This window comes from Rhizobium favelukesii (genome assembly GCF_000577275.2).
Classification (GTDB): Bacteria; Pseudomonadota; Alphaproteobacteria; order Rhizobiales; family Rhizobiaceae; genus Rhizobium; species Rhizobium favelukesii.
This window is the reverse complement of the sequence record NZ_HG916852.1, coordinates 3,818,601-3,839,643: the sequence shown is the minus strand read 5'-3', so window position 1 is coordinate 3,839,643 and position 21,043 is coordinate 3,818,601. Positions and strand designations below refer to the sequence as shown.

The 21,043-nt window shown below is 61.1% G+C and carries 23 protein-coding genes and 1 tRNA gene; 12 read left to right on the top strand and 12 right to left on the bottom strand.

What is annotated here, in order from left to right; all coding sequences use genetic code 11:
* Positions 1-67 precede the first annotated feature (67 nt).
* The gene (locus LPU83_RS57510) at positions 68-1,099 is read right to left on the bottom strand and encodes a LacI family DNA-binding transcriptional regulator (RefSeq protein WP_024316152.1); all 1,032 of its coding nucleotides are present in this window, start codon (positions 1,097-1,099) and stop codon (positions 68-70) included.
* Between the two features lie 142 nt (positions 1,100-1,241).
* Between LPU83_RS57510 and LPU83_RS57505 the strand changes: the two genes are divergently transcribed.
* From LPU83_RS57505 to LPU83_RS57490, 4 genes are read left to right on the top strand one after another with little or no spacing between them, the layout of a single operon-like run.
* Positions 1,242-2,330 (top strand): fatty acid desaturase family protein, encoded by a 1,089-nt coding sequence (locus tag LPU83_RS57505; protein ID WP_024316153.1) that lies wholly within the window; start codon positions 1,242-1,244, stop codon positions 2,328-2,330.
* A 33-nt stretch (positions 2,331-2,363) separates the two neighbouring features.
* On the top strand, positions 2,364-2,678 hold the full coding sequence (locus LPU83_RS57500; protein WP_024316154.1) for a MocE family 2Fe-2S type ferredoxin: 315 nt from the start codon (positions 2,364-2,366) through the stop codon (positions 2,676-2,678).
* Positions 2,679-2,688: 10 nt separating this feature from the next.
* Positions 2,689-3,915: an NAD(P)/FAD-dependent oxidoreductase gene (locus tag LPU83_RS57495; RefSeq protein ID WP_024316155.1), complete on the top strand. Its 1,227-nt coding sequence runs from the start codon at positions 2,689-2,691 to the stop codon at positions 3,913-3,915.
* A 29-nt stretch (positions 3,916-3,944) separates the two neighbouring features.
* The gene (locus LPU83_RS57490) at positions 3,945-4,742 is read left to right on the top strand and encodes a 3-methyl-2-oxobutanoate hydroxymethyltransferase (RefSeq protein WP_024316156.1); all 798 of its coding nucleotides are present in this window, start codon (positions 3,945-3,947) and stop codon (positions 4,740-4,742) included.
* Positions 4,743-4,856: 114 nt separating this feature from the next.
* On the opposite strand, the gene LPU83_RS73495 is transcribed toward LPU83_RS57490, so the two are convergent.
* From LPU83_RS73495 to LPU83_RS57465, 5 genes are all read right to left on the bottom strand, one after another.
* Positions 4,857-5,420, bottom strand: coding sequence for a hypothetical protein (locus tag LPU83_RS73495; protein ID WP_024316157.1), 564 nt, complete (start codon positions 5,418-5,420; stop codon positions 4,857-4,859).
* Positions 5,421-5,760: 340 nt separating this feature from the next.
* Positions 5,761-6,210: a ribose 5-phosphate isomerase B gene (gene rpiB, locus LPU83_RS57480; RefSeq protein ID WP_024316158.1), complete on the bottom strand. Its 450-nt coding sequence runs from the start codon at positions 6,208-6,210 to the stop codon at positions 5,761-5,763.
* 287 nt (positions 6,211-6,497) lie between these two features.
* Positions 6,498-7,028: a dihydrofolate reductase family protein gene (locus tag LPU83_RS57475; RefSeq protein WP_024316159.1), complete on the bottom strand. Its 531-nt coding sequence runs from the start codon at positions 7,026-7,028 to the stop codon at positions 6,498-6,500.
* A 362-nt stretch (positions 7,029-7,390) separates the two neighbouring features.
* Positions 7,391-7,467 (bottom strand) — tRNA-Arg (locus tag LPU83_RS57470).
* 72 nt (positions 7,468-7,539) lie between these two features.
* Positions 7,540-8,703 (bottom strand): M20 aminoacylase family protein, encoded by a 1,164-nt coding sequence (locus tag LPU83_RS57465; protein ID WP_024316160.1) that lies wholly within the window; start codon positions 8,701-8,703, stop codon positions 7,540-7,542.
* 159 nt (positions 8,704-8,862) lie between these two features.
* On the opposite strand from LPU83_RS57465, the gene LPU83_RS57460 reads away from it, so the two are divergent.
* On the top strand, positions 8,863-9,987 hold the full coding sequence (locus LPU83_RS57460; RefSeq protein ID WP_024316161.1) for a D-alanyl-D-alanine carboxypeptidase family protein: 1,125 nt from the start codon (positions 8,863-8,865) through the stop codon (positions 9,985-9,987).
* A gap of 12 nt (positions 9,988-9,999) precedes the next feature.
* The gene (locus LPU83_RS57455; RefSeq protein ID WP_024316162.1) at positions 10,000-11,160 is read left to right on the top strand and encodes a CobW family GTP-binding protein; all 1,161 of its coding nucleotides are present in this window, start codon (positions 10,000-10,002) and stop codon (positions 11,158-11,160) included.
* A gap of 1 nt (position 11,161) precedes the next feature.
* Here LPU83_RS57455 and LPU83_RS57450 read toward each other — a convergent pair whose 3' ends face one another.
* The 5 genes from LPU83_RS57450 to LPU83_RS73145 form a co-directional block, all read right to left on the bottom strand.
* Positions 11,162-11,386 carry a sulfurtransferase TusA family protein gene (locus LPU83_RS57450; protein ID WP_024316163.1) on the bottom strand — a complete coding sequence of 75 codons (225 nt, stop codon included), beginning with the start codon at positions 11,384-11,386 and terminating at the stop codon, positions 11,162-11,164.
* Positions 11,387-11,390: 4 nt separating this feature from the next.
* Positions 11,391-12,614 carry a L,D-transpeptidase family protein gene (locus LPU83_RS57445; RefSeq protein WP_024316164.1) on the bottom strand — a complete coding sequence of 408 codons (1,224 nt, stop codon included), beginning with the start codon at positions 12,612-12,614 and terminating at the stop codon, positions 11,391-11,393.
* A gap of 183 nt (positions 12,615-12,797) precedes the next feature.
* Positions 12,798-13,751, bottom strand: coding sequence for an acetyl-CoA carboxylase carboxyltransferase subunit alpha (locus LPU83_RS57440; RefSeq protein ID WP_024316165.1), 954 nt, complete (start codon positions 13,749-13,751; stop codon positions 12,798-12,800).
* A 63-nt stretch (positions 13,752-13,814) separates the two neighbouring features.
* Positions 13,815-14,768: a site-specific tyrosine recombinase XerD gene (gene xerD, locus LPU83_RS57435; RefSeq protein ID WP_024316166.1), complete on the bottom strand. Its 954-nt coding sequence runs from the start codon at positions 14,766-14,768 to the stop codon at positions 13,815-13,817.
* A 4-nt stretch (positions 14,769-14,772) separates the two neighbouring features.
* Positions 14,773-14,949 (bottom strand): hypothetical protein, encoded by a 177-nt coding sequence (locus LPU83_RS73145; RefSeq protein ID WP_024316167.1) that lies wholly within the window; start codon positions 14,947-14,949, stop codon positions 14,773-14,775.
* A 146-nt stretch (positions 14,950-15,095) separates the two neighbouring features.
* Between LPU83_RS73145 and LPU83_RS57430 the strand changes: the two genes are divergently transcribed.
* From LPU83_RS57430 to LPU83_RS57415, 4 genes are all read left to right on the top strand, one after another.
* A complete protein-coding gene (locus tag LPU83_RS57430; protein WP_024316168.1) occupies positions 15,096-15,683 on the top strand; it encodes a shikimate kinase in 588 nt (195 codons plus the stop codon).
* Positions 15,683-16,813 carry a 3-dehydroquinate synthase gene (aroB, locus tag LPU83_RS57425; protein ID WP_024316169.1) on the top strand — a complete coding sequence of 377 codons (1,131 nt, stop codon included), beginning with the start codon at positions 15,683-15,685 and terminating at the stop codon, positions 16,811-16,813. Before LPU83_RS57430 ends, aroB begins: the two co-directional genes overlap by 1 nt.
* Complete coding sequence (locus tag LPU83_RS57420) at positions 16,810-18,126, top strand: HlyC/CorC family transporter (protein ID WP_024316170.1); 1,317 nt, start codon at positions 16,810-16,812, stop codon at positions 18,124-18,126. Before aroB ends, LPU83_RS57420 begins: the two co-directional genes overlap by 4 nt.
* Positions 18,127-18,188: 62 nt before the next feature.
* Positions 18,189-18,668 carry a DUF2938 domain-containing protein gene (locus LPU83_RS57415; protein ID WP_024316171.1) on the top strand — a complete coding sequence of 160 codons (480 nt, stop codon included), beginning with the start codon at positions 18,189-18,191 and terminating at the stop codon, positions 18,666-18,668.
* Between the two features lie 70 nt (positions 18,669-18,738).
* On the opposite strand, the gene LPU83_RS57410 is transcribed toward LPU83_RS57415, so the two are convergent.
* Entirely contained in the window at positions 18,739-19,020 is a 282-nt protein-coding gene (locus LPU83_RS57410) for a BolA family protein (protein WP_024316172.1), read from the bottom strand.
* Positions 19,021-19,120: 100 nt separating this feature from the next.
* Here LPU83_RS57410 and LPU83_RS57405 point away from each other — a divergent pair, with 100 nt between their 5' ends.
* Both LPU83_RS57405 and cobS read left to right on the top strand, forming a co-directional pair.
* Complete coding sequence (locus LPU83_RS57405) at positions 19,121-19,732, top strand: J domain-containing protein (protein ID WP_024316173.1); 612 nt, start codon at positions 19,121-19,123, stop codon at positions 19,730-19,732.
* A 313-nt stretch (positions 19,733-20,045) separates the two neighbouring features.
* Positions 20,046-21,038 carry a cobaltochelatase subunit CobS gene (gene cobS / locus LPU83_RS57400; protein ID WP_024316174.1) on the top strand — a complete coding sequence of 331 codons (993 nt, stop codon included), beginning with the start codon at positions 20,046-20,048 and terminating at the stop codon, positions 21,036-21,038.
* Positions 21,039-21,043: the final 5 nt, after the last annotated feature.

Below are 21,043 nucleotides of genomic sequence, written 5' to 3'. Positions count from 1 at the left end.
TGAACGGACTCACCGCCGACCGATACCGTTCTCGTTGGTCGTGATACTGGAATGGCGCGACGAGCGGCTAGATGTTCTCTGAGGTGTAGATATCGAACGGCAAGAACGATTGCCCCGGAACCGCATCATTCTCCGAGCCAAGGGACGAGGTCATCAGCGTGATCAATTCGCTGCAGAGGCTCTTGATCGGCGTTGAGATCGCCACGGTCACCGCATCGTCAGCAAGCGCTGCGCGCGAGTCCGGTGTCAGTTCGTTAACGACGACGACAATCTTGCCGGCAAGGCCCTCTTCGCGGACAGCCGAGATCGCGCCTTCCATGCCACCGCCGCAGACATAAAATCCGATGAGGTCCGAATGCTGCTTGAGGAGATTGATAGTGGCTTCGTGAGTTATCTCAGGCGTCTCGAGGTTGATCAGCGTTTCGAGAACCTCAAAATCAGGGGCATTCTCGCGGAAATAGGAGCGGAAGCCGATCTCGCGCAACTCATGCCCGTGGTAACGATGGCTGCCGACGAAGCAGGCGACCTTTCCGGGGTTTCTGGCGGCCTTTGCGATCATCCAGGCGGCCGTACGGCCGACCTTCCGATTGTTCAATCCGATGTAGCCCCGCCGCACGCCGCTTGCGAGGTCAGACAGGATTGAAAAGACCGGGACGCCCTTGGCTTTCAGGTCTTCGACCTCGGCGGTGACGGCCGGATAGTCCGGTCCGACCAAAGCAATCGCCTGATTGCGGCTCGCGAGAAGCTTCAGTTTTTCGATGATGGCGGCCGGCGTCGACGCGGCCGCGTACTCGATCTGCGCCGTAATGCGGAATGACGTATTGGCGTGCACCGCCTGCTCAATTTCGCGAGCGAGCGTTTGATAGAACGACTGGGCAGGACGCTGCAGCAGAAACCCCAGCCGATAATGCGGGAGGTCCTGAAACACCCGCTGCCGGAGCAGACCGACGGCATGGTAGCCGATCGAGGCTGCCGCGTTATAGACGCGTCGCGCCGTCTCCTCCCGAACGCGATGGCGACCGTTCAGCACACGATCGACCGTCGCGACGCTAACGCCGGACGCATCCGCCAGATCCTGTATCGTTGGTCGCTTTACCATCGTGCCCTGCAAGAATCCATCATCGTAATGCCATCGCAATGATGTGTTTTGATAGAATACATCAAGGCTGCATTGTCGCATGACGAAAGTCAACCTAATCTCTGTTGGGCGGGCCGGGAGGGACGGCCTGTGGGAGATTAAAATGGCAGACAAGACGAAGAAACGAGACTACAGCCTGCTCGGCGAAAGCGGCCGAACGGCCGTCGACATGGGACTGGCGGCCGCGGAGTGGTATCACACCGAGGTTGCGCGCAAGGATATGAAGGCGCTGATGCAGCGTTCCGACGCCCCGGCCATTCGCGACACGATCATCTGGCTCGGGGCGATGATCGTCTTTGCCGGGTTTGGTATCTATTTCTGGGGCTCCTGGCTCTCTCTGCCGTTGTTCCTTGCATATGGGGTGCTTTACGGCTCGGCATCCGATAGCCGCTGGCACGAATGCGGCCACGGTACGGCCTTCAAGACGCGCTGGATGAATGATGCGGTCTATCAGATCGCCTGCTTCATGATCATGCGCAATCCGGTGACCTGGCGCTGGAGCCATACGCGCCATCACACCGACACGGTGATCGTCGGCCGGGACCCCGAAATTGCAGTGATGCGCCCGCCGGATCTGCTGCGGCTGATCCTGAACTTCTTCGGCATTCTCGATGTCTGGCATGCAATGGTCGACATGCTGCGCAATGCCTTCGGCATCATCAGCGCGGAGGAGAAGACCTTCATTCCTGAGATGGAACAGCCGCGCGCCATCCTTATCGCGCGCAGCTGGCTTGCCATCTATGTCGTAACGATCGCGGCTGCGATTGCGATGGGCTCCATCCTGCCGCTGATGCTGATCGGCCTGCCCCGGCTCTATGGCGCGTGGCATCATGTGCTGACCGGCCTGCTGCAGCATGGCGGTCTCGCGGACAATGTCATCGACCACCGTTTAAACAGCCGCACGGTCCATATGAACCCGGTCAGCCGCTTCATTTACTGGAACATGAACTACCACGTCGAGCATCACATGTTCCCGATGGTGCCCTACCACGCGCTGCCGCGCCTGCATGCGATGATCAAGCACGATCTGCCGGTGGCCAATCCGTCGATTTTGTCCGGCTATCGCGAAATGATCCCGGCATTTCTGCGCCAGCTGCGCAACGAGGACTATTTCCTCAAACGCGAGCTGCCGGCGACGGCGCGGCCCTATCGCGAGGAATTCCACAGCGAGCTTGCGCCAGCGGCCCAATAGCCCGGCGCGAAACGAAGAGTTTGGGAGGACAAGATGAGCGGAAATTGGATCGAGGTCTGTGCGGTCGAGGACATCGACGAGGAGGATGTCATGCGTTTCGATTGCGCGGGCAGGACGTTTGCGGTCTACCGCAGCCCCGACGACGAGTTCTTCGCAACCGACGGGCTCTGCACGCACGAGCACGTCCATCTTGCCGATGGCCTCGTCATGGACGAGATCATCGAATGTCCGAAGCACAATGGCCGCTTCAACTACAAGACGGGTGAAGCCAGGGGGGCGCCGGTTTGCGTCAACCTGAGCACCTATCCCGTGAAAGTCGAAGGCGGCGCCGTCTTCATCTCGATCTGAGGAGGCTGTGATGACCCATTTCGTGATCATCGGGGCAGGGGAGTGCGGCGCACGCGCGGCGTTTGCCCTGCGCGAAAAGGGATATGACGGCGAGATCACGCTGATCGGTAGCGAGTCGCTCGCGCCCTACGAGCGGCCGCCGCTTTCAAAGGCGAGCGACGAGCGTTCGGCGGCGCCGAAATTCATCGCCCAGCCGGCCAAATATGTCGAAAGCGGCATCAGCCTGCTGACGGGTGTCACAATTCAGGGTCTCGATCCTAAGGCAAAGTCAGTCGCGCTTTCCGATGGCCGTACCATTGCCTATGACAAGCTCCTGCTTGCCACCGGCGCTCGCGCACGGCCGCTTCCGGGGATCGGCTCGGAGAGCGAGCATATCCGTTCGCTGCGCACCCATGCGGACGCGGTTGCCCTTCGCAAGGCCATGGTGCCCGGCAAGCGCATCGCGATCATCGGCGGCGGCTTTATCGGCCTGGAACTTGCCGCGACGGCGCGGGCGTTCGGAGCGGATGTGACGGTTCTCGAAGGACTGGAGCGCGTGCTGAAGCGCGGCGTGCCGGAGGAGGTTGCCAGCGTCATCACCGAACGCCATTCGCTCGAAGGCGTCGACATTCGCTGCGGCGTTGTCATCAACAGTGTAACGGAACAAAACGAAAGGGCGATCATCCGCCTGGTCGATGGCGATGCTGTCGAGGCAGATCTCGTGCTCGTCGGTATTGGCGCCGTTCCCAATACGGATCTTGCCGCTTGCGCCGGCCTCAAGATCGACAACGGCATTGCCGTCGACGAACTCCTGCGCACCTCGGCACCTGACATTTACGCAGCCGGCGACTGCTGCTCGTTCCCGCTGGCGATCTATGGCGGCCGCCGCGTGCGGCTCGAATCCTGGCGCAATGCCCAGGAGCAGGGGGCACTGGCCGCCGCCAATATGATAGGGCTTGGCGAAGCCGTTTCCGCCGTACCCTGGTTCTGGTCCGATCAATACGATGTGACGCTGCAGATCGCCGGCTTGGCGGAGGGCGCCGTTCAGCATCTGCGACGCGATCTCGGCGATGGCGCCTTCATCCTGTTCCATCTCGATCAAGCCGGCCGGTTGCTTGCGGCAAGCGGCGTCGGTCGCGGCAATGCGGTCGCCCGCGATATTCGGCTTGCCGAAATGCTGATCGCGGCGCGCGCCCATCCGGATCCGGCGGCCCTCGTTGCAAGCAACGTCAAACTGAAATCCCTCCTGGCCGCCTGAGTGGCGACCGTATTCTCAAGGTATCGGCAATGAGCAAACAAGTGCGACCGACTGTGCATGACCTCCTGGCGATGAAGGGCAAGCGGCAGCTCAGCATGCTACGCGTGGTAGCGCTCGAGGAGGCCGAAGCGGCCGAGGCCGCCGGCATCGATCTGATTTCGGTTCCTCCCGAGCTCCTCTTCGATCCACAGTTTCGCGATGCCGCTCCCGGTCGCTTCGCAATCCCCGGCGGCGAGTACGGCCAGAGCGGTGCCACCACCGATGAGATCCTGCGCTGCGCCGTGAAGATGCGGGCGGCGTCAGCCGATGCCATCTACTGCGCCGCCAGCCTGCAGACGATCAGGCGGCTGCGCGACGAACATATTCCCGTCTGCGGCCATACGGGGCTCATTCCGTCGCACTCCACATGGACGGGCGGCTTTCGGGCCGTCGGGAAGACGGCGGCATCGGCAGCCTTCGTCTACAAGCAGGTGAAGGATCTGGAGGCTGCGGGTGCTTTCAGCGTGGAAATCGAGGTGGTGCCGGCCGAGGTCGCTGCGGCGATTTCGGAACGGACCTCGATGCTACTGATCTCCATGGGAGCCGGCAGCGGCTGCGATGCCCAATATCTGTTCTCCGAGGACGTGCTGGGCCTGAACCGCGGGCGCTATCCGCGCCACGCCAAGGTCTATCGCAACCTCGCGGCGGAATATGATCGGATCCAGGTGGAACGGATCGCGGCATTCCGCGAATACGCCGCCGACATCGCAAGCGGCGCCTATCCCGAGGAACGTCATCGCGTGCCTGTTGATGCCGAGGAGTTGGAGAGGTTTCTGTCCCGACTCTAATTGCCGGACTTCTGATCGCCGCGCATGAACCGCCCATCCTTCCTCTAGGTGGGCGTGCTCGATATTGGTCCTAATCCATCCCGAGCCTGCCAAACTGACCTCTGCGCGGCTTCGTCAGGGCCGAAGGCCGCGCAGCTTGAGATTGGCCTGCCGGCGTGAAGCCCTCGCTGGGAACCAACGCAAGGACAAAGGCGACGCCATAGAAAAAAGGGCGATGCCTTGTGTCGCCAAAGCGGGCAGCGGGATAGCGATAAACGTCGGTAGGAAGACCGGCGCCAGAAGCACCCACATGAGGATTGCGGCCATCCTGTGTCGCGAAGACGGCTTGAGACCATGTACAGCAAACCGATGACGGTGATTGGTGTCATCGCCATCGCGGCGACGCACCGATACGGTTACGAGGACGCGGCTGGATTGATATCGACACAAGGGTCCTTCGTGGGATTCCCACGAGTTTGCCGGCGTGCGAGCCTTCAGGATGCCCACTGGCATCACCGTCCACTTGAACCCGACCGATCGCAGCGCCTGCAGGTGATCGTTGACGACCGCACCCCCCAGAAGCACGTCTGGCGCGCCCGGATCGTGCTGGCCACTGGCCGATGGGCTGGGCACGGCGGCGATGATGCGCACAGCCGGTGTCAGCAAGACCGCCGTCTGGCGCTGGCAGGCGCGGTTCATGGAAGAGGGCGTGCCGGGTCTGCTGCACGACAAGACGCGGCTTGCGCGTGTCCCTAAGCTGGTTGACGACGTGGCTGAACTGATTTTAGCCCTGACCCTGGGCGACCCGCCCGGCGATACCATTCATTATGCCGTAAGTCGGATTATGCCGCATGGCAGAGCTTTGGGGCCGATAAGTATTCCTGGTCATGCGGCGGTTCGGCATAACCGAGCCATCGGGAAACGACGAGGTTTGGTGGATAGCCGACCGGCATCTTCTGGACGTAAATGTAAGAAGCGGTCATCCGTCAGCTTGGGGATTCGGGGCGGGAACCCAAAGAAGAAGAACAAAAGGACGGCGCTACCCCTCCAGCGCCTCAATCATCTCCACCCGCGCCGCATGCCGGCCGCCCTCGAAACGAGCGGTCAGGAACGCATCCACGATATCGAGCGCCAGCCCTTCGCCCACCACGCGCACGCCAATTGACAGCATGTTGGCATCGTTGTGCTGGCGGATCATGCGGGCTGAGAATGTGTCGACGCAGACGCCGCAACGGATGCCCTTTACCTTGTTCGCCGCCATCATGATGCCCTGGCCGGTGCCGCATAGGATGATGCCAAACCGGCAATCGCCGGAGGCGACGAGCCGCGCCGCCGCTTCGCCGTGCTTAGGATAGTGTGTGCTCTCCGGCGTTGTCGGTCCGATATCGACGACTACCCAGCCTTGCGCCGCAATATGACCGGCAATGGCCTGTCGCAGCTGAATGGCGGCGTGGTCGCTGGAGAGGGCGATGCGGTTGCTGGCTGTCATGGAGAAGTCGTCCCGTTCCCAAGACAGTTTGGCGTCTCGAAGATGCACCCTAGCTACCATACCTCTCTAAGAGATGCACGAGCGTCGCGCCGCGTTCATTGCAAAAGCCAGCGCCTCATTCCGATCATTACCGGTTGGCTCAAGTGAGTTCGATGGCCCTTGGGCATGTCAGTGCGGCGGTCCTATCGCCGCACTGGATGTCCGATCTTCGGCCGGCGACCAAAGGGGAAAACTCGACCCAAAGCCGACCAGACGCGGCGGCGCAGTCCGTCTGGCGAGACGCGCGATTAAGCAGGAACATACGTCAACCTAATCACGTCCTCGCCGACGTGATCGGTGGAGACAAGGCGCAGTGGTGGCCGCGGGCCGGCGAAGAATGGCTTGCCGCGACCAAGCACGACGGGGTGGAAGTAGAGTCGATACTCATCAATAAGACCAAGGTCGGTTAGGCTTCGTGCTAGGTCTGGTCCGGAAACTGCAATCTCCCCAACGAGCCGTGCCTTCAGGCCACGTATCACCGCCTCGATGTCATCCTCGACAAGTGTGGCGTTGGGGCCGACTGACGTCAACGCGCGCGACACGACCCACTTCGGTTGGCGCCGCCACGCCGCCGCGAACTCGCGTTGCTCCGCACTCCACCCAGGACGGTCTTCGTCCCAATAACGCATGATCTCGTACATGCGGCGGCCGTACACACTGCCCGTCAGGTCGCGCACTTGCTCTATCCAGTGACGAAAGAGCGCGGGGCCTGTCGGCATTTCCAGGTGGTCGACGTAGCCGTCCAGGGACTGGTTCATTCCAAAGACGAGCTTCGCCATGCTGCAAAATCTCCACCGCAGGGTATTCAGAATAGCTCGAAGGCGACATTACCCAAAAGTGAGGTTGGGCGTAAACTGCGCGCCGCTTTGTCGGAGTGACGAATAACCAAAGGATCGCTAACCACCCTCGTGCGACACTGGAATTTCTGCTTCCGGGCAGGGTCGAAACGCCCTTCCACGACCGGGACGGAGGTTTCTGCGCGGGTACCAAGCGTCAGATTCGATCCACTCTAGATACGGATGTTATCGATTTCGGTGATGTCTATTCAGGCTGTCGACAACACGTTGATCCATTGAGAACAACGTGAACGGATGCACGAACGTGACACTCTGGGGAAATCGAAGGTTAACTTTGAAAATACTGGTGATCCCGACGCGATTCGAACGCGTGACCCTCAGATTAGGAATCTGATGCTCTATCCTGCTGAGCTACGGGACCACTTGAGCGTCATGCATACAAAAGGCTTGGCCGGAAGCCAAGCTCTTTTGCAATGCCCGCATGAAGTCGGTTTCAGGCACCGAGGCGCTGTTCGGCAAGCCGCACCCAGTAGGAAATGCCGTGGGCAATGGTTTCGTCGTTGAAATCGTAGGCGGCGTTGTGCAGGCCGGCCGTGTCGCCGTTGCCGATGAAGATGAATGCGCCCGGACGGGCGTTCAGCATGTAGGAGAAGTCCTCGCCGCCCATCATCGGGTCGATCTCGGCATTCACATTGCCGGCGCCGGCGATCTCGCCAGCGATGCGAAGGGCGTGGCCGGTTTCCGTCGCGTGGTTGAAGGTCACCGGATAGTTACGGTTGAAGTTGATGTCGACCTCGGCTCCATGGGCCGCAACCAGGCCGTTAACCACCTGCTTCAGGCGCGTCTCGGCGAGGTCGCGCACCTCTTCGTCGAGCGTGCGCACCGTGCCGGCGATCGTCGCATCGTTCGGGATGACGTTGTGCGCGAAACCGGCATTGAACTTGGTGACCGAGACGACGACCGAGCGCAGCGGGTCGACGCTGCGGGAAGCAATCAGCTGCAGGTTGCTGACGACCTGCGCGCCGATCGCGATCGGATCGATCGTCCGGTGCGGCTGTGCCGCATGGCCGCCGCGGCCCTTGATGGTGATGGTGAACTCGTCGGTGGCGGCCATGATCGCGCCGCTGCGGATGGCGAAGTGACCGACCGGAAGGCCCGGCAGGTTGTGCATGCCGTAGACCTCTTCGATGCCGAAGCGCTCCATCATGCCGTCCTTGACCATCAGGTTGCCGCCGCCGCCGCCTTCTTCGGCCGGCTGGAAAATGACCGCAATATTGCCGTTGAAGTTGCGCGTCTCGGCCAGATATTTCGCCGCGCCGAGCAGCATGGCGGTATGGCCGTCGTGGCCGCAGGCATGCATCTTGCCCGGGGTCGTCGAGGCCCAGGGCTTGCCGCTGATTTCGGTGAGCGGCAGGGCATCCATGTCGGCGCGCAGGCCAATGGTGCGCGCGCCTTCGCCCTTGCCCTTGATCAGGCCAACGACGCCGGTCCTGCCGATGCCGGTGACGATCTCGTCGACACCGAACTCCTTGAGTTTCTCGGCCACGAAGGCAGCGGTGGTTTCGACCGCGAAGAGAAGTTCGGGACGCGCATGGATATGCCGTCGCCACTCTGTCACTTCGTCCTGAAGTTCGGCGGCTCTGTTCAAAATCGGCATGCTGGCTTTCCTGTCGTGAAAATCGAATCGGGGACGGAACCGGGTCGCGGGGACACGATGCCGCAGAAATAACTTAATCAAGGCCCTTTGCCATGTCATGGCCATATACGTTAAATAGGGGAAACTTTCGAGACTTCCGGACATCTTTAAGGACGAACCGTGTCGACGCGCCAGAACCGTTTGTTTGCCGCTTTGCGGCCGCTCTCAATCGCAGCTTCCGCAGCCGCTATCGCTCTTTCGGCCTCCGCCCAAGCCTATGCGAACCCGCATATTCTCGTCGATGTCCAGAGCGGCCGCGTGCTGGAGCACGACGAGGCGTTCCGTAAATGGTATCCCGCCTCGCTGACCAAGCTGATGACCGTCTATACAGTGTTCGATGCGGTTCGCGCCGGTCAGATCAGCCTCGACACGCCTGTTGTGATGAGCAAGCGGGCGGCCGCCCAGCCGCCGGCGAAGATGTATTTCAAGCCGGGACAGAAACTGACGCTCGACAGCGCACTGAAGATCCTGATGGTCAAGTCGGCGAATGACATCGCGGTTGCCGTTGCTGAGGCCGTCGGCGGCACGCAGGAAGCCTTCGTGCTGAAGATGAACGCCGAGGCAGCAAAGCTCGGCATGACGGATTCCCATTTCGTCAATCCCAACGGCCTGCCCGGCAAAGGCCAGTACACGACGGCGCGCGATCTTGCGGTTCTCTCCGTCGCACTGCGCCGCGAGTTCCCGCAATATGCCGGCTATTTCTCGCTTGAGGGCATCACGACGGGCACCAAGAATGTGCCGAGCATCAACGCTCTGATCGGCCGTTTCGCAGGCGCGGACGGCATGAAGACCGGCTTCATCTGCGCCTCGGGCTTCAACCAGATCGCCTCGGCAACCCGCAGCGGCCGCACGCTGATCTCCGTTGTACTCGGCACCGACAGCCTTGCGGCGCGCGCGGATGCCTCCGCTGACTTGCTGCAGAAGGGCTTCACCTCGCAGTTTGCCGCGCCCGACACGCTCAGTTCGCTGCGGCCCTATGGGCCGGGCCAGGATCAGGTGACCGACATCACTGCCAATATCTGCAGCGCCAAGGGCGCCAAGGTCCGCAGTGAAACGCGCGACGAGGTCGGCCGCATGAAGGTCCTGTCGCCCTATATCCAGGAAATGGACCACGAGCCGAATTTCGTCTTCGCGGGACTTATTCCGGGTCAGAACGAACCGCAGCCGGACAAATTGGCCACTGCGGATACCGCCGGGACGATCGCCAACGTGCCGGTGCCGCTGCCGCGTCCGACCTCTTTTTAAGGTCAGTTTGAGATGAGCGCTGCTTCCGATCGGATACCGGTCACCATCCTGACCGGCTTTCTGGGTGCCGGCAAATCGACACTGCTGAACCGCATCCTCAAGGATCCGGCGATGAGGGATGCCGCTGTCATCATCAATGAGTTCGGTGACGTCGGCATCGATCACCTGCTGGTGGAAAGCTCAGGTGACGCGATCATCGAGCTCTCGGATGGCTGCCTTTGCTGCACGGTGCGCGGCGAGCTGGTCGATACGCTGGCAAACCTGATGGATGCGGTGCAGACCGGTCGCGTCAAGCCGGTCAACCGGGTCGTCATCGAGACGACGGGGCTTGCCGATCCGGCACCGGTCATGCAGGCGATCATGGGCAACCCCATCATCGCCACCAATTTCGATCTCGACGGCATCGTGACGGTGGTCGATGCGGTCAACGGTTCGCAGACACTCGACAATCACGAGGAAGCGGTCAAGCAGGCGGCAGTTGCGGATCGGCTGCTCATCGCCAAGCGGACGATGGTGCCGCCGGAGGTGTTGCGGGCGCTGGAAGCGCGTCTTGATGCACTCAACCCGCGTGCGGCGCTGATGGATGCCGACAGCGCCGAAGCCGGACAGGCGAGTGTGTTGGTCAATGGTCTCTATGATCCGGCAACCAAGATCGCCGACGTCGGTCGCTGGCTGCGGGATGAGGATGCGCATGATGCGCACCACCATGAACACCATCACCATGGCGCTGACGGACATCATCACCATCATCATCACGGACACGATCATCAGGACCCGCATGACGTGAACCGCCACGATTCCTCGATCCGGTCCTTCTCGATCGTCGAGGACAAGCCAATCGACCCGATGGCGCTCGATATGTTCATCGATCTCTTGCGTTCGGCGCACGGCGAAAAGCTGTTGCGGATGAAGGCGATCGTCGCGGTATCCGACCGGCCAGATCGACCGCTGGTGCTTCACGGCGTGCAGAGCATCTTCCACCCGCCGTCCCGTCTGCCGGCCTGGCCTGACCCTGAGGACCGCCGCACGCGCATGGTGCTGATCACCAGGGATTTGCCCGAAGCCTTCGTCAAGGATCTGTTCGATGCGTTTCTCGGCAAGCCGGGTGTCGATACGCCGGATCGGACGGCGCTGAACGACAATCCGCTCGCCGTGCCGGGCATGCGGTTCTGATCTATCCCTTGCGGATGAGGAAGCGGTGGCCGGCCTCGGTCTTTTCGGCCTCGATGAGCTCGTGGCCGTCTTCGTTGCAGAAGTGAGGGATGTCTATTCCGGCGAGCGGATCGGTCGTTTCGACGCGGATCAATGCACCCTTCGGCAGGGAGGACATCTTGCGGCGTGTCTTCAGCACCGGAAGCGGGCACTTGAGGCCGCGCAGATCATAGAGAATGGCGCTCACGCCATCAATCCTTGCCCCAGAACTTCCAGAACGGTTTCTTTGAGGCGACCTCCACCGGCACCGACTGCTCCACCGGCGCGAATGCCAGGGGGCTTGGCGTGGGGACGGGAACCTGGGCCGGAACGGCGGCGGCGACTGCGATCGCCTTTGCTTCGGGCGTCGCCGGCGCAGCGCCGGGCGCTGCATTGGCGGCCACCGTGGACGCGGTCTTGCTGGCCGCCATTTCTTCGAGTTCTGCGACCTTGACCATCTTGCCCGCTTCGAGCGAGGTGCCGGTCGGTGCATAGGCGAGCTCGCGACCCTTCCGCAGCTTGGCGACCACAGCCTTGCGTTCGGCCTCGCTCGGATCGTACCAGGCCATGCCGTCATACTTCTTCATGGCCTTGGAATAGTCGGCGTCGTAGGTTTTGCCGTAGGAGGCAAGGGCGGCCGTCAGCGCCGGCGGCGTCGACATTGCCGGGCACGCTCCGGCCGGATTGAAGGTGGCGTTGTCGGTTGCCTGCTGGTTGAAGACGTACTTCTTCTCGCAGAAATTCACCTCAGGAGGTCGCTTCGTGACCTCGAAGTTGTCGTAGCCGACCTTCAGCATGTTCCAGAACTCGATGTTCGGGTTCAGGCGATGCCGCACCATGTTCTCCGCGGTCATGCGGAAGGGGAAGGCCTGAAGCTGCACCGTCGACTGGCCGCCGGCGAAGGCATCACGGGCGAAGGCATAGATCTCAAGCACCTGCTGGTCGGTCATCGAATAGCAGCCTGACGACGAGCAGGCGCCATGGATCATCAGATTGGTGCCGCTGCGGCCATTGACCGCGTCATAGCGGTTCGGAAAGCCGGTGTTGATGGCGAGATAATACTTCGAATTCGGATTCAGGTTGGCGCGGCTCAGGTTGTAGAAGCCTTCCGGCGCCTGCCGGTCACCCTCTTTCACCTTCGGACCAAGGCGGCCCGACCAGGCACAGATCTTATAGTCGGCGATCTTGTCGAAGCGATTATCGGTCTTCGCCTTCCAGATCTCCAGCGCACCTTCTTCCTTGAAGATGCGGATCATGATCGGCGAATTGCGCTGCATGCCCTTGGCGGAGATCTCGGACAGGATACGCGGCGGCAGCGGCTGCTCGACCTTGTTCTTGACCCTCGAGAGGTCCACCTGAGCGGTTTCCAATGCATCGTTGCACCCGGCCAAGGCCAGCGCCATCAGGGAAACATAAGCAAAATGACGAATGCGCATTCAAAATAGCCCATCAACAGTATGCAACCCGGCCTCAACGAGCGCGGAGCGAATCATAGGCTGACTATGGTTCACAAACTCTTAGCAGCCTATGAAGCGCGCGTCCCCGCAAGTAGGAAAGTTATTGATAACATTATTGTGGCCAAGGTTTGGCCTCATTCACAGCGCAGCGGCGTTTGTGTACTACAAATTGCGGCCCATGTTGAGAAATTTCTGCCTGCGATCGTTGCGAAGCTGCTCTCCCGTGCGATTGGAAAGTTCCCCGAGAGCATTGGCAATGACATCACCTGTCGCAGCGATCACGCTGTCCGGATCACGATGCGCGCCGCCGAGCGGCTCGCTGATGATACCGTCGATGATGCCGAGCGACTTCAGATCGTCAGACGTGATCTTCATGTTGGTGGCGGCTTCCCTGGCGCGGGCGGAATCACGCCAGAGAATCGAGGCCGCGCCTTCCGGCGAAATCACGCTATAGATTGCGTGCTCCAGCATGTAGACGCGGTTGCCGGTGGCGATTGCAATCGCGCCGCCCGAACCACCTTCGCCGATAACGACGGAAACGATCGGCACCTTTACCGATAGGCACATTTCCGTCGACCGGGCGATGGCTTCGGCCTGGCCGCGCTCTTCGGCGCCGACGCCCGGATAGGCGCCTGCCGTATCGACGAGCGTAATGACGGGGAGACCGAAGCGGTCAGCCATCTCGAGAATGCGGATCGCCTTACGGTAGCCTTCCGGACGTGCGCTGCCGAAATTGTGTTTCAGGCGGCTCTTCGTGTCGTTGCCCTTTTCCTGACCGAGAACGGCGACAGGCTGGCCGCGGAAGCGGGCAAGCCCTGCCTGGATCGCGGCGTCTTCGGAAAACTTGCGGTCGCCGGCGAGCGGCGTGAATTCCTGAAACAGCGTCTTGGCATAATCGACGAAATGCGGTCGCTGCGGATGGCGCGCAACCTGCGTCTTCTGCCAGGCGTTGAGCTTCGAATAGATGTCGACCATCGCTTCGCGAACGCGAACTTCGAGCCTGCCGATTTCATCGGATGTGTCGATGCTCTCGTCTTCTGAGGCGAGCTTCTTCAGTTCGATGATCTTGCCTTCGAGGTCGGAGATCGGCTTTTCGAAGTCGAGATAGTTGTGCATGAGGTGCGTTTCCGTTCCTTTTGCCGGGGCGGCCTTTTATGAGCGCGCCCTTTGTTGCCGGTCCTATTCCTGCTTTTTGGCCTGTTTGGCAAGGGGGTGGTGCGTTTGGACCAGTTGTTGAAGCCGTTCCTCCAACACATGCGTATAGATTTGCGTGGTTGAAATGTCTGAGTGCCCAAGCAGCTCCTGAACGACGCGAAGATCCGCGCCATTAGCGAGAAGATGGCTTGCAAATGCATGCCGCATGACGTGCGGCGAGATCATAGATGGGGTGAGGCCCGCGCGGATCGCAAGATTTTTCAAATCACGCGCGAAAACCTGCCGCGGCAGATAGCCTTCCTTGGATGCAGCCTGAAACAGCCAAGGGCTTTCCTGCGGAACCTTGGCGGCGACGTTCTCGGCGGCGAGCATGCGACCATAAAGCTTCAGCGCCGCGATTGCCGAATGCGATAGCGGCACAAGCCGCTCCTTGTTGCCCTTGCCGCGGATCATCAGGAAGCGTCCGTCCTGATCGAGCACACGGGCGGGAAGCGAAACAAGCTCGCTGACGCGCATCCCCGTCGCGTAGAGCAGTTCGAGAAGAGCCAGCATCCGAAGTCGCTGCAGCTGGCCGGGCGCAGGATCCTGAGCTTCGGTTTCGGCCTGCTCCAGCAGCCTGCCGACCTCGTCGACGCCCATCGTCTTCGGCAGTGCCCTGCCTTTCTTCGGCGCATCGAGAACGCCGGTCGGATCGTCGGTGCGCAGGCCCTCGGCATAGAGGAATTTGTAGAATTGGCGCATCGCAGCCAGCCGCCGCGCTTGGGAGGAAGGCTTGAACCCTTGGGCAGCGAGTGAGGAGAGATAGGCCGAAAGATCCGCCGACGCCGCGTCCATCAGGCGGACGCCTTTGCCGTTCAGGAAGGCGTGCAGATCGTCGAGGTCGCGCTCATAGGAGGAGAGCGTATTTGCGGCCGCACCCCGCTCCGCGCTCATCATCTCCAGAAAGGCTTCGACGTGAACCCAGCCGAGATCCTTCATCGTCTCACTTCTTGGATCGGTTGATGGCGCCGGTCGACGGAGGGTTGATCCGCTCGGACGGAATACGGATCGTCACGTCGCGCTCCTGCGGCTCCACGAAAACAACAAGTGCCCACATCGTTCCGTATATCGCACCGGCGATGACCGCCAAAACGGCGAGAAAACGGAACAAACTCGGCATTCAGCAACTCCATGGCTCTGCTTCTTTATGAAGAAGCATGTTTGCAAGCGCAAGAAGGCGCATTTGAACCACGTTTCCCTTACCCGCGACTTGACGCTACACCTGCATTTGTCGATACCGTTCGCAAACAAAGTGTGAATGGACCAATGAGCGACCCAGTTCTGACCGTTGCCGAAAGCTTGAAAGACAGGGCTCGTGCTGCGCTCGGTTCTCGCAATCTGATCCTGGTCGGATTGATGGGCGCAGGCAAATCCTCCGTCGGTCGGATCGTCGCCCATCAGCTCGGCATCCCTTTCGTCGACAGCGACGCCGAGATCGAGAAGGTCTCGCGCATGTCCATTAGCGAGCTCTTCGCCGCTTACGGCGAGGAAGAGTTCCGCGCGCTTGAAACCCGCGTGATGAAGCGCCTGCTGAAGAATGGTCCGCGCGTGGTCTCTACCGGCGGCGGCGCTTTCATCAACGACCGGACGCGCAAGCATATCAAGAAGGGCGGCGTCTCCATCTGGTTGAAGGCGGACCTCGACGTTCTCTGGGAGCGGGTCAGCAAGCGCGATACGCGGCCGTTGCTCAAGACCGAGAACCCCAAGCAGACCCTCGAAAACCTGATGAACGCGCGTTATCCGATCTACGAGCTCGCCGACCTCACCGTCCTCTCGCGCGATGTGCGCAAGGAACTGATGGCGGATGAGGTTCTCCAAGCCGTGATCGATGCCCGAACCGAAAGTGCAGCCTGATGAATGCGATTGCCTCCGCCTTTGAACGCAAGGTTCACGTGCCGCTCGGCGAGCGCGCCTACGATATCCTGATCGGACCAGGCCTGATCGCCCGCGCCGGTGCAGAGATCGCGTCGCGCCTGAAGGGCCGGAAAGCGGCCGTCATCACCGATGAGCACGTGGCGCCGCTTTATCTTGAGGCGCTGGTCCAAAGCCTCGAGGCGGCAGGCATCGCCTCGGCAACCCTCGTGCTGCCGGCGGGCGAGAAGACCAAGAGCTTCGAGCACCTGATGACCGTTTGCGACAAGGTCCTTGAAGCGCGGATTGAGCGTAACGACTATGTCATCGCGCTCGGTGGCGGCGTGATCGGCGATCTCTCCGGCTTTGCTGCTGGCATCGTGCGCCGCGGTGTGCGTTTCGTGCAGGTGCCGACCTCGCTGTTGTCGCAGGTCGATTCCTCGGTTGGCGGCAAAACAGGCATCAACAGCCGGCGCGGCAAGAATCTCGTCGGCGTCTTCCATCAGCCCGACCTCGTGCTCGCCGACACCGACGTCCTGAATTCGCTGAGCGCGCGGGAGTTCCGCGCCGGCTATGCCGAGGTGGCGAAATACGGCCTGATCGACAAGCCGGATTTCTTCGCCTGGCTGGAAGCCAACTGGCAGGCGGTTTTTGCCGGCGGTGCCGCCCGCATCGAGGCTATCGCCACAAGCTGCCAGGCAAAGTCCGATGTCGTCGTGGCCGATGAACGCGAAACTGGACAACGCGCGCTGCTCAATCTCGGCCACACCTTCGGCCATGCGCTGGAGGCGGCCACCGCCTATGACAGTTCGCGTCTCGTACACGGCGAAGGCGTGTCGATCGGCATGGTTCTGGCGCACGAGTTTTCGGCGCGCATGAACTTGGCGAGCCCGGACGACGCACGCCGTGTCGAAAGCCACCTGAAGGGTGTCGGTCTGCCGACGCGCATGGCAGAAATCCCAGGAACGCTGCCATCTGCTGAAGTGCTGATGGACGCGATCGCCCAGGACAAGAAGGTGAAGGGCGGCAAACTGACCTTCATCCTGACCCGCGGCATCGGGCAGTCCTTTGTCGCCAATGATGTTCCCGCCTCGGAAGTGCTGAGCTTCCTCAAGGAGAAACACCCGCAATGACCCTCGAAGGCACGCTGGCATTTCTTTCCGCATCCTGGCCGGAAATTGTCTCCATCGTGGCCCTCGTGCTCATGTCTGCGTTTTTCTCCGGCTCGGAAACGGCGCTGACGGCGGTCTCCCGCAGCCGTATCCACACGCTCGAAGCCAATGGCGAGGAACGCGCGGGGCTGGTGCGGCGGCTCATCGAACGCCGCGACCGGCTGATCGGCGCGCTGCTGATCGGCAACAATCTCGCCAACATCCTTTCCTCGTCGCTGGCGACCAGCCTGTTTCTCGGGCTGTTCGGCAATTCCGGCGTGGCGCTTGCCACTCTCGCAATGACCGTCATCCTGGTCATCTTCGCCGAGGTGCTGCCGAAAAGCTGGGCGATTTCGACGCCGGATCGGTTCGCGCTCAATGTCGCCTATGCGGTTAAGCTGTTCGTCGCGGTCGTCGGCCCGCTGTCATCCTTTGTCAATGCGATCGTGCGCTGGCTCCTGTCGCTCTTTGGTATCAACCTCTCGCGTGAGACCTCAATGCTTTCGGCCCACGAGGAACTGCGCGGCACCGTCGATCTGCTGCACCGCGAGGGATCGTTCGTCAAGGCAGACCGCGACCGCCTGGGTGGCGTCCTCGATCTCGGTGAACTCGAACTTTCCGACATTATGGTCCACCGCACGGCGATGCGGGCGATCAACGCGGACGATCCGCCGGAGGTGGTCGTAAGGACGATCCTGGAAAGCCCCTTTACCCGAATGCCGCTCTGGCGCGGCTCGACGGACAATATCATCGGCGTGGTTCATTCCAAGGATCTGCTGCGCGCGCTTGCCGAGCGCGATGCCGAGCCGGAACATCTCGATATCGTCAAGATCGCGCAGAAGCCGTGGTTCGTGCCTGACAGCACCAGTCTCGAAGCGCAGCTAAATGCCTTCCTGCGCCGCAAGCAGCACTTCGCCGTCGTCGTCGACGAGTACGGCGAAGTGCAGGGCATCGTGACGCTGGAGGACATCCTCGAGGAGATTGTCGGAGATATTGCCGATGAGCACGACATCGACATACAGGGCGTGCGCCAGGAGGCGGACGGTTCGATCGTGGTCGATGGCAACGTCCCGATCCGCGATCTCAACCGCGCCCTCGACTGGAATCTGCCGGATGAGGAGGCGACGACGATCGCCGGCCTCGTGATCCACGAATCGATGACCATCCCAGAGGAGCGGCAGGCCTTCACCTTCCATGAAAAGCGCTTCATCGTCATGAAGCGCGAAAAGAACCGCATCACGAAACTTCGTATCCGGCCGGCGGAGGAAAACGAGGCAGGTCCGGCTTCAGGCTGATGTCCCTTTATTGCTCGCGCCGGAGAGGGGTCCGTCGCCGGCATCACCATTATGGATTTGATATGTTTGATATTTTCTGGCGTTCTGTCGCCATCGGCATCGGGGCGACCGTCCTTATGGACATCTGGGCAATTGTTCTTGCGAAAGCCACGGGCGGCCCGCTGCCGAATTGGGCGCCGGTCGGGCGCTGGTTCTGGCACCTGAAGAATGGCAAGGTCTTCCACGACGATATCGGCACCGCCGCACCTTGCGAACATGAACTCGCGCTCGGCTGGATCGGCCATTATGCGGTCGGCATTGTCTACGCCATTCTGCTCGTGCTGCTCGTCGGGCCGGGTTGGCTGGCGGAGCCGACTTTCCTGCCGGCCTGGATCTGGGCGATCGTCACCGTTGGTGCCGGCTGGTTCCTGCTGCAGCCCGGTCTTGGCATCGGCTGGGCGGCGTCGAAGACGCCGAACCCGAACAAGGTGCGCTTCCTCAATCTGGTGGCGCATACCATCTTCGGCTTCGGGCTTTATGCGACGGCGCTTCTGATCCGCTGAAAAGGTACCGTGACGTATCGGGTCGCATTGGAAAAAGCGACCAGAACACCCATATATGGGCTTGTACCCGCTACCAGCGCACAGCTTCGCCGGGGGCTGCTGGTTCGACAGCGAGCGCATGCAATCCGGCATCCAGCTCTGGCTTCAAAAGCTCCGTGATCGCACGGTGTCGCGCCAGTCGTGGCATGCCGGCAAACTTGGCGGATACGATGCGCACCCGCATGTGGGTCTCGCCGGTCCCCGTCATGTCGGGCTGATGGCCCGCATGAAGATGGCTTTCATTGATCACGCTCAGGCGCTCTGGCGCGAACGCGGCGGTCAACTTTTCTTCAATGCGGGTCTGCAGGGTCATGGTCTCGTTGCTTTGCGAAAAAGGTTCCCACCAAGCCAGCAACATTCCCGTTTGTCAATTCTTGTTGTCGCCTCTTCGCAGGCCCATAATTAGTGCCGCCATGAGACTCGATTCCAAATATTTCGACCGCATCCGCACCCGCCGCAAACGCGAGCAGGAAACCGAACAGGCTCCCCCTTCCTGTCAGTGGGATGGCTGCGACAAGAAAGGCGTGCATCGCGCTCCCGTCGGACGCAACGCCGAGGGACAGTTCTTTCTGTTCTGCTTCGAGCACGTGAAGGAATACAACAAGGGCTACAACTACTTCTCCGGCCTCTCCGACGGCGAAATCGCGCGCTACCAGAAGGAAGCGATAACCGGGCATCGTCCGACCTGGACGGTCGGCGTCAACAAGGCCGCCAAGAACAGCCCGCTGCATTCCGATCTGCGGTCGGGTTCCTACCGCGTGCGCGATCCCTTCGGCTTCGTCAACGGCACCAAGGGAAGCGGTCCCCGTTTTCCCGAACAGCGCAAGCTGAAAAGCCTGGAAACCAAGGCTTTCGACACCATGGGCCTTGATGCCAGTGCGACCTCGTCGGAGATCAAGAGCCGATACAAGGAACTGGTCAAGAAGCACCACCCCGACGCCAATGGTGGCGACCGCGGCTCGGAAGAACGGTTCCGCGCCGTCATTCAGGCCTATCAATTATTGAAGCAGAACGGTTTTTGTTAATTCCCGTCCTTGCTCTTGGTCTTCAATCAGGTATGGTCCCAAATCGGCTGAGGCCGCAGGCAACCGCGGCATAACTTTCTGCGTTTGTCCCACAGGCGCCTTGGCCACTTCCGGGCGCGGCGCTTCTTGTCCGGGACTTTGTTCAAGAATGCTCGCTAGCGGTAGATTATCGCCCCCGAGGTTTCGTTTCAGTCCCGGAGAAGCATCGCCGACGTTCCGACATGAGCGAGCGCGGACCTAATCTGCGGCGTCATGGTTGCGATATGGGCTGAGACAGTATGGTCGGGTGTCGGTCACCCGCCTTGGAGACATGATGAGCAAGATTGACCTTGATATTTCGGAGCTTCCGGACACCACCGTTTCGGTCAGGGAGGTCTTTGGTATCGATTCCGACATTCGCGTGCCGGCCTATAGCCAGGGCAGCGCCTATGTTCCGGACCTCGACACCGATTATCTCTTCGACCGCGAGACCACGCTCGCCATTCTTGCCGGTTTCGCCCATAACCGACGCGTGATGATCTCCGGCTATCACGGCACGGGCAAGTCCTCGCACATCGAACAGGTCGCCGCCCGCCTCAACTGGCCGTGCGTGCGTATCAACCTCGACAGCCATGTCAGCCGTATCGACCTCGTCGGCAAGGACGCGATCGTTCTGAAGGACGGTTTGCAGGTCACGGAATTCAAGGACGGCATCCTGCCCTGGGCTTACCAGCACAACGTCGCGCTCGTCTTCGACGAATACGATGCCGGCCGCCCCGACGTGATGTTCGTCATCCAGCGCGTTCTGGAATCGTCCGGCCGCCTGACGCTGCTCGACCAGAGCCGTGTCATCCGTCCGCACCCGGCTTTCCGTCTTTTTGCCACCGCAAACACGATCGGCCTCGGCGACACCACCGGCCTCTATCACGGCACACAGCAGATAAACCAGGCGCAGATGGACCGCTGGTCGATTGTCACGACGCTGAACTACCTGCCGCACGACCATGAGGTGAACATCGTCGCTGCCAAGGTGAAGACGTTCCAGAAGGACAAGGAAGGCCGCGATACGGTCTCCAAGATGGTTCGCGTTGCCGATCTGACGCGCGCCTCCTTCATGAACGGCGATCTGTCCACCGTCATGAGCCCGCGTACGGTCATCACCTGGGCAGAAAACGCCGAGATCTTCGGGGATATCGCCTTTGCCTTCCGCGTCACCTTCCTCAACAAGTGCGACGAACTGGAGCGCCCGCTGGTTGCCGAGCACTATCAGCGCGCCTTCGGCGTCGAGCTGAAGGAGAGTGCGGCCAATATCGTTCTGGAAGCCTAAGGCTG

Coding starts and splice junctions, on each gene's coding strand:
- cobS (WP_024316174.1), top strand. CDS start 20,046: ATGAGCAAGATTGACCTTGATATTTCGGAGCTTCCGGACACCACCGTT.
- LPU83_RS57440 (WP_024316165.1), bottom strand. CDS start 13,751: ATGCACAACTATCTCGACTTCGAAAAGCCGATCTCCGACCTCGAAGGC.
- LPU83_RS57475 (WP_024316159.1), bottom strand. CDS start 7,028: ATGGCGAAGCTCGTCTTTGGAATGAACCAGTCCCTGGACGGCTACGTC.
- LPU83_RS57410 (WP_024316172.1), bottom strand. CDS start 19,020: ATGACCCTGCAGACCCGCATTGAAGAAAAGTTGACCGCCGCGTTCGCG.
- LPU83_RS73145 (WP_024316167.1), bottom strand. CDS start 14,949: ATGCCGAGTTTGTTCCGTTTTCTCGCCGTTTTGGCGGTCATCGCCGGT.
- LPU83_RS57430 (WP_024316168.1), top strand. CDS start 15,096: ATGAGCGACCCAGTTCTGACCGTTGCCGAAAGCTTGAAAGACAGGGCT.
- LPU83_RS57490 (WP_024316156.1), top strand. CDS start 3,945: ATGAGCAAACAAGTGCGACCGACTGTGCATGACCTCCTGGCGATGAAG.
- LPU83_RS57420 (WP_024316170.1), top strand. CDS start 16,810: ATGACCCTCGAAGGCACGCTGGCATTTCTTTCCGCATCCTGGCCGGAA.
- xerD (WP_024316166.1), bottom strand. CDS start 14,768: ATGAAGGATCTCGGCTGGGTTCACGTCGAAGCCTTTCTGGAGATGATG.
- LPU83_RS57505 (WP_024316153.1), top strand. CDS start 1,242: ATGGCAGACAAGACGAAGAAACGAGACTACAGCCTGCTCGGCGAAAGC.
- LPU83_RS73495 (WP_024316157.1), bottom strand. CDS start 5,420: ATGAACCGCGCCTGCCAGCGCCAGACGGCGGTCTTGCTGACACCGGCT.
- aroB (WP_024316169.1), top strand. CDS start 15,683: ATGAATGCGATTGCCTCCGCCTTTGAACGCAAGGTTCACGTGCCGCTC.
- rpiB (WP_024316158.1), bottom strand. CDS start 6,210: ATGACAGCCAGCAACCGCATCGCCCTCTCCAGCGACCACGCCGCCATT.
- LPU83_RS57465 (WP_024316160.1), bottom strand. CDS start 8,703: ATGCCGATTTTGAACAGAGCCGCCGAACTTCAGGACGAAGTGACAGAG.
- LPU83_RS57415 (WP_024316171.1), top strand. CDS start 18,189: ATGTTTGATATTTTCTGGCGTTCTGTCGCCATCGGCATCGGGGCGACC.
- LPU83_RS57495 (WP_024316155.1), top strand. CDS start 2,689: ATGACCCATTTCGTGATCATCGGGGCAGGGGAGTGCGGCGCACGCGCG.
- LPU83_RS57510 (WP_024316152.1), bottom strand. CDS start 1,099: ATGGTAAAGCGACCAACGATACAGGATCTGGCGGATGCGTCCGGCGTT.
- LPU83_RS57500 (WP_024316154.1), top strand. CDS start 2,364: ATGAGCGGAAATTGGATCGAGGTCTGTGCGGTCGAGGACATCGACGAG.
- LPU83_RS57405 (WP_024316173.1), top strand. CDS start 19,121: ATGAGACTCGATTCCAAATATTTCGACCGCATCCGCACCCGCCGCAAA.
- LPU83_RS57445 (WP_024316164.1), bottom strand. CDS start 12,614: ATGCGCATTCGTCATTTTGCTTATGTTTCCCTGATGGCGCTGGCCTTG.
- LPU83_RS57455 (WP_024316162.1), top strand. CDS start 10,000: ATGAGCGCTGCTTCCGATCGGATACCGGTCACCATCCTGACCGGCTTT.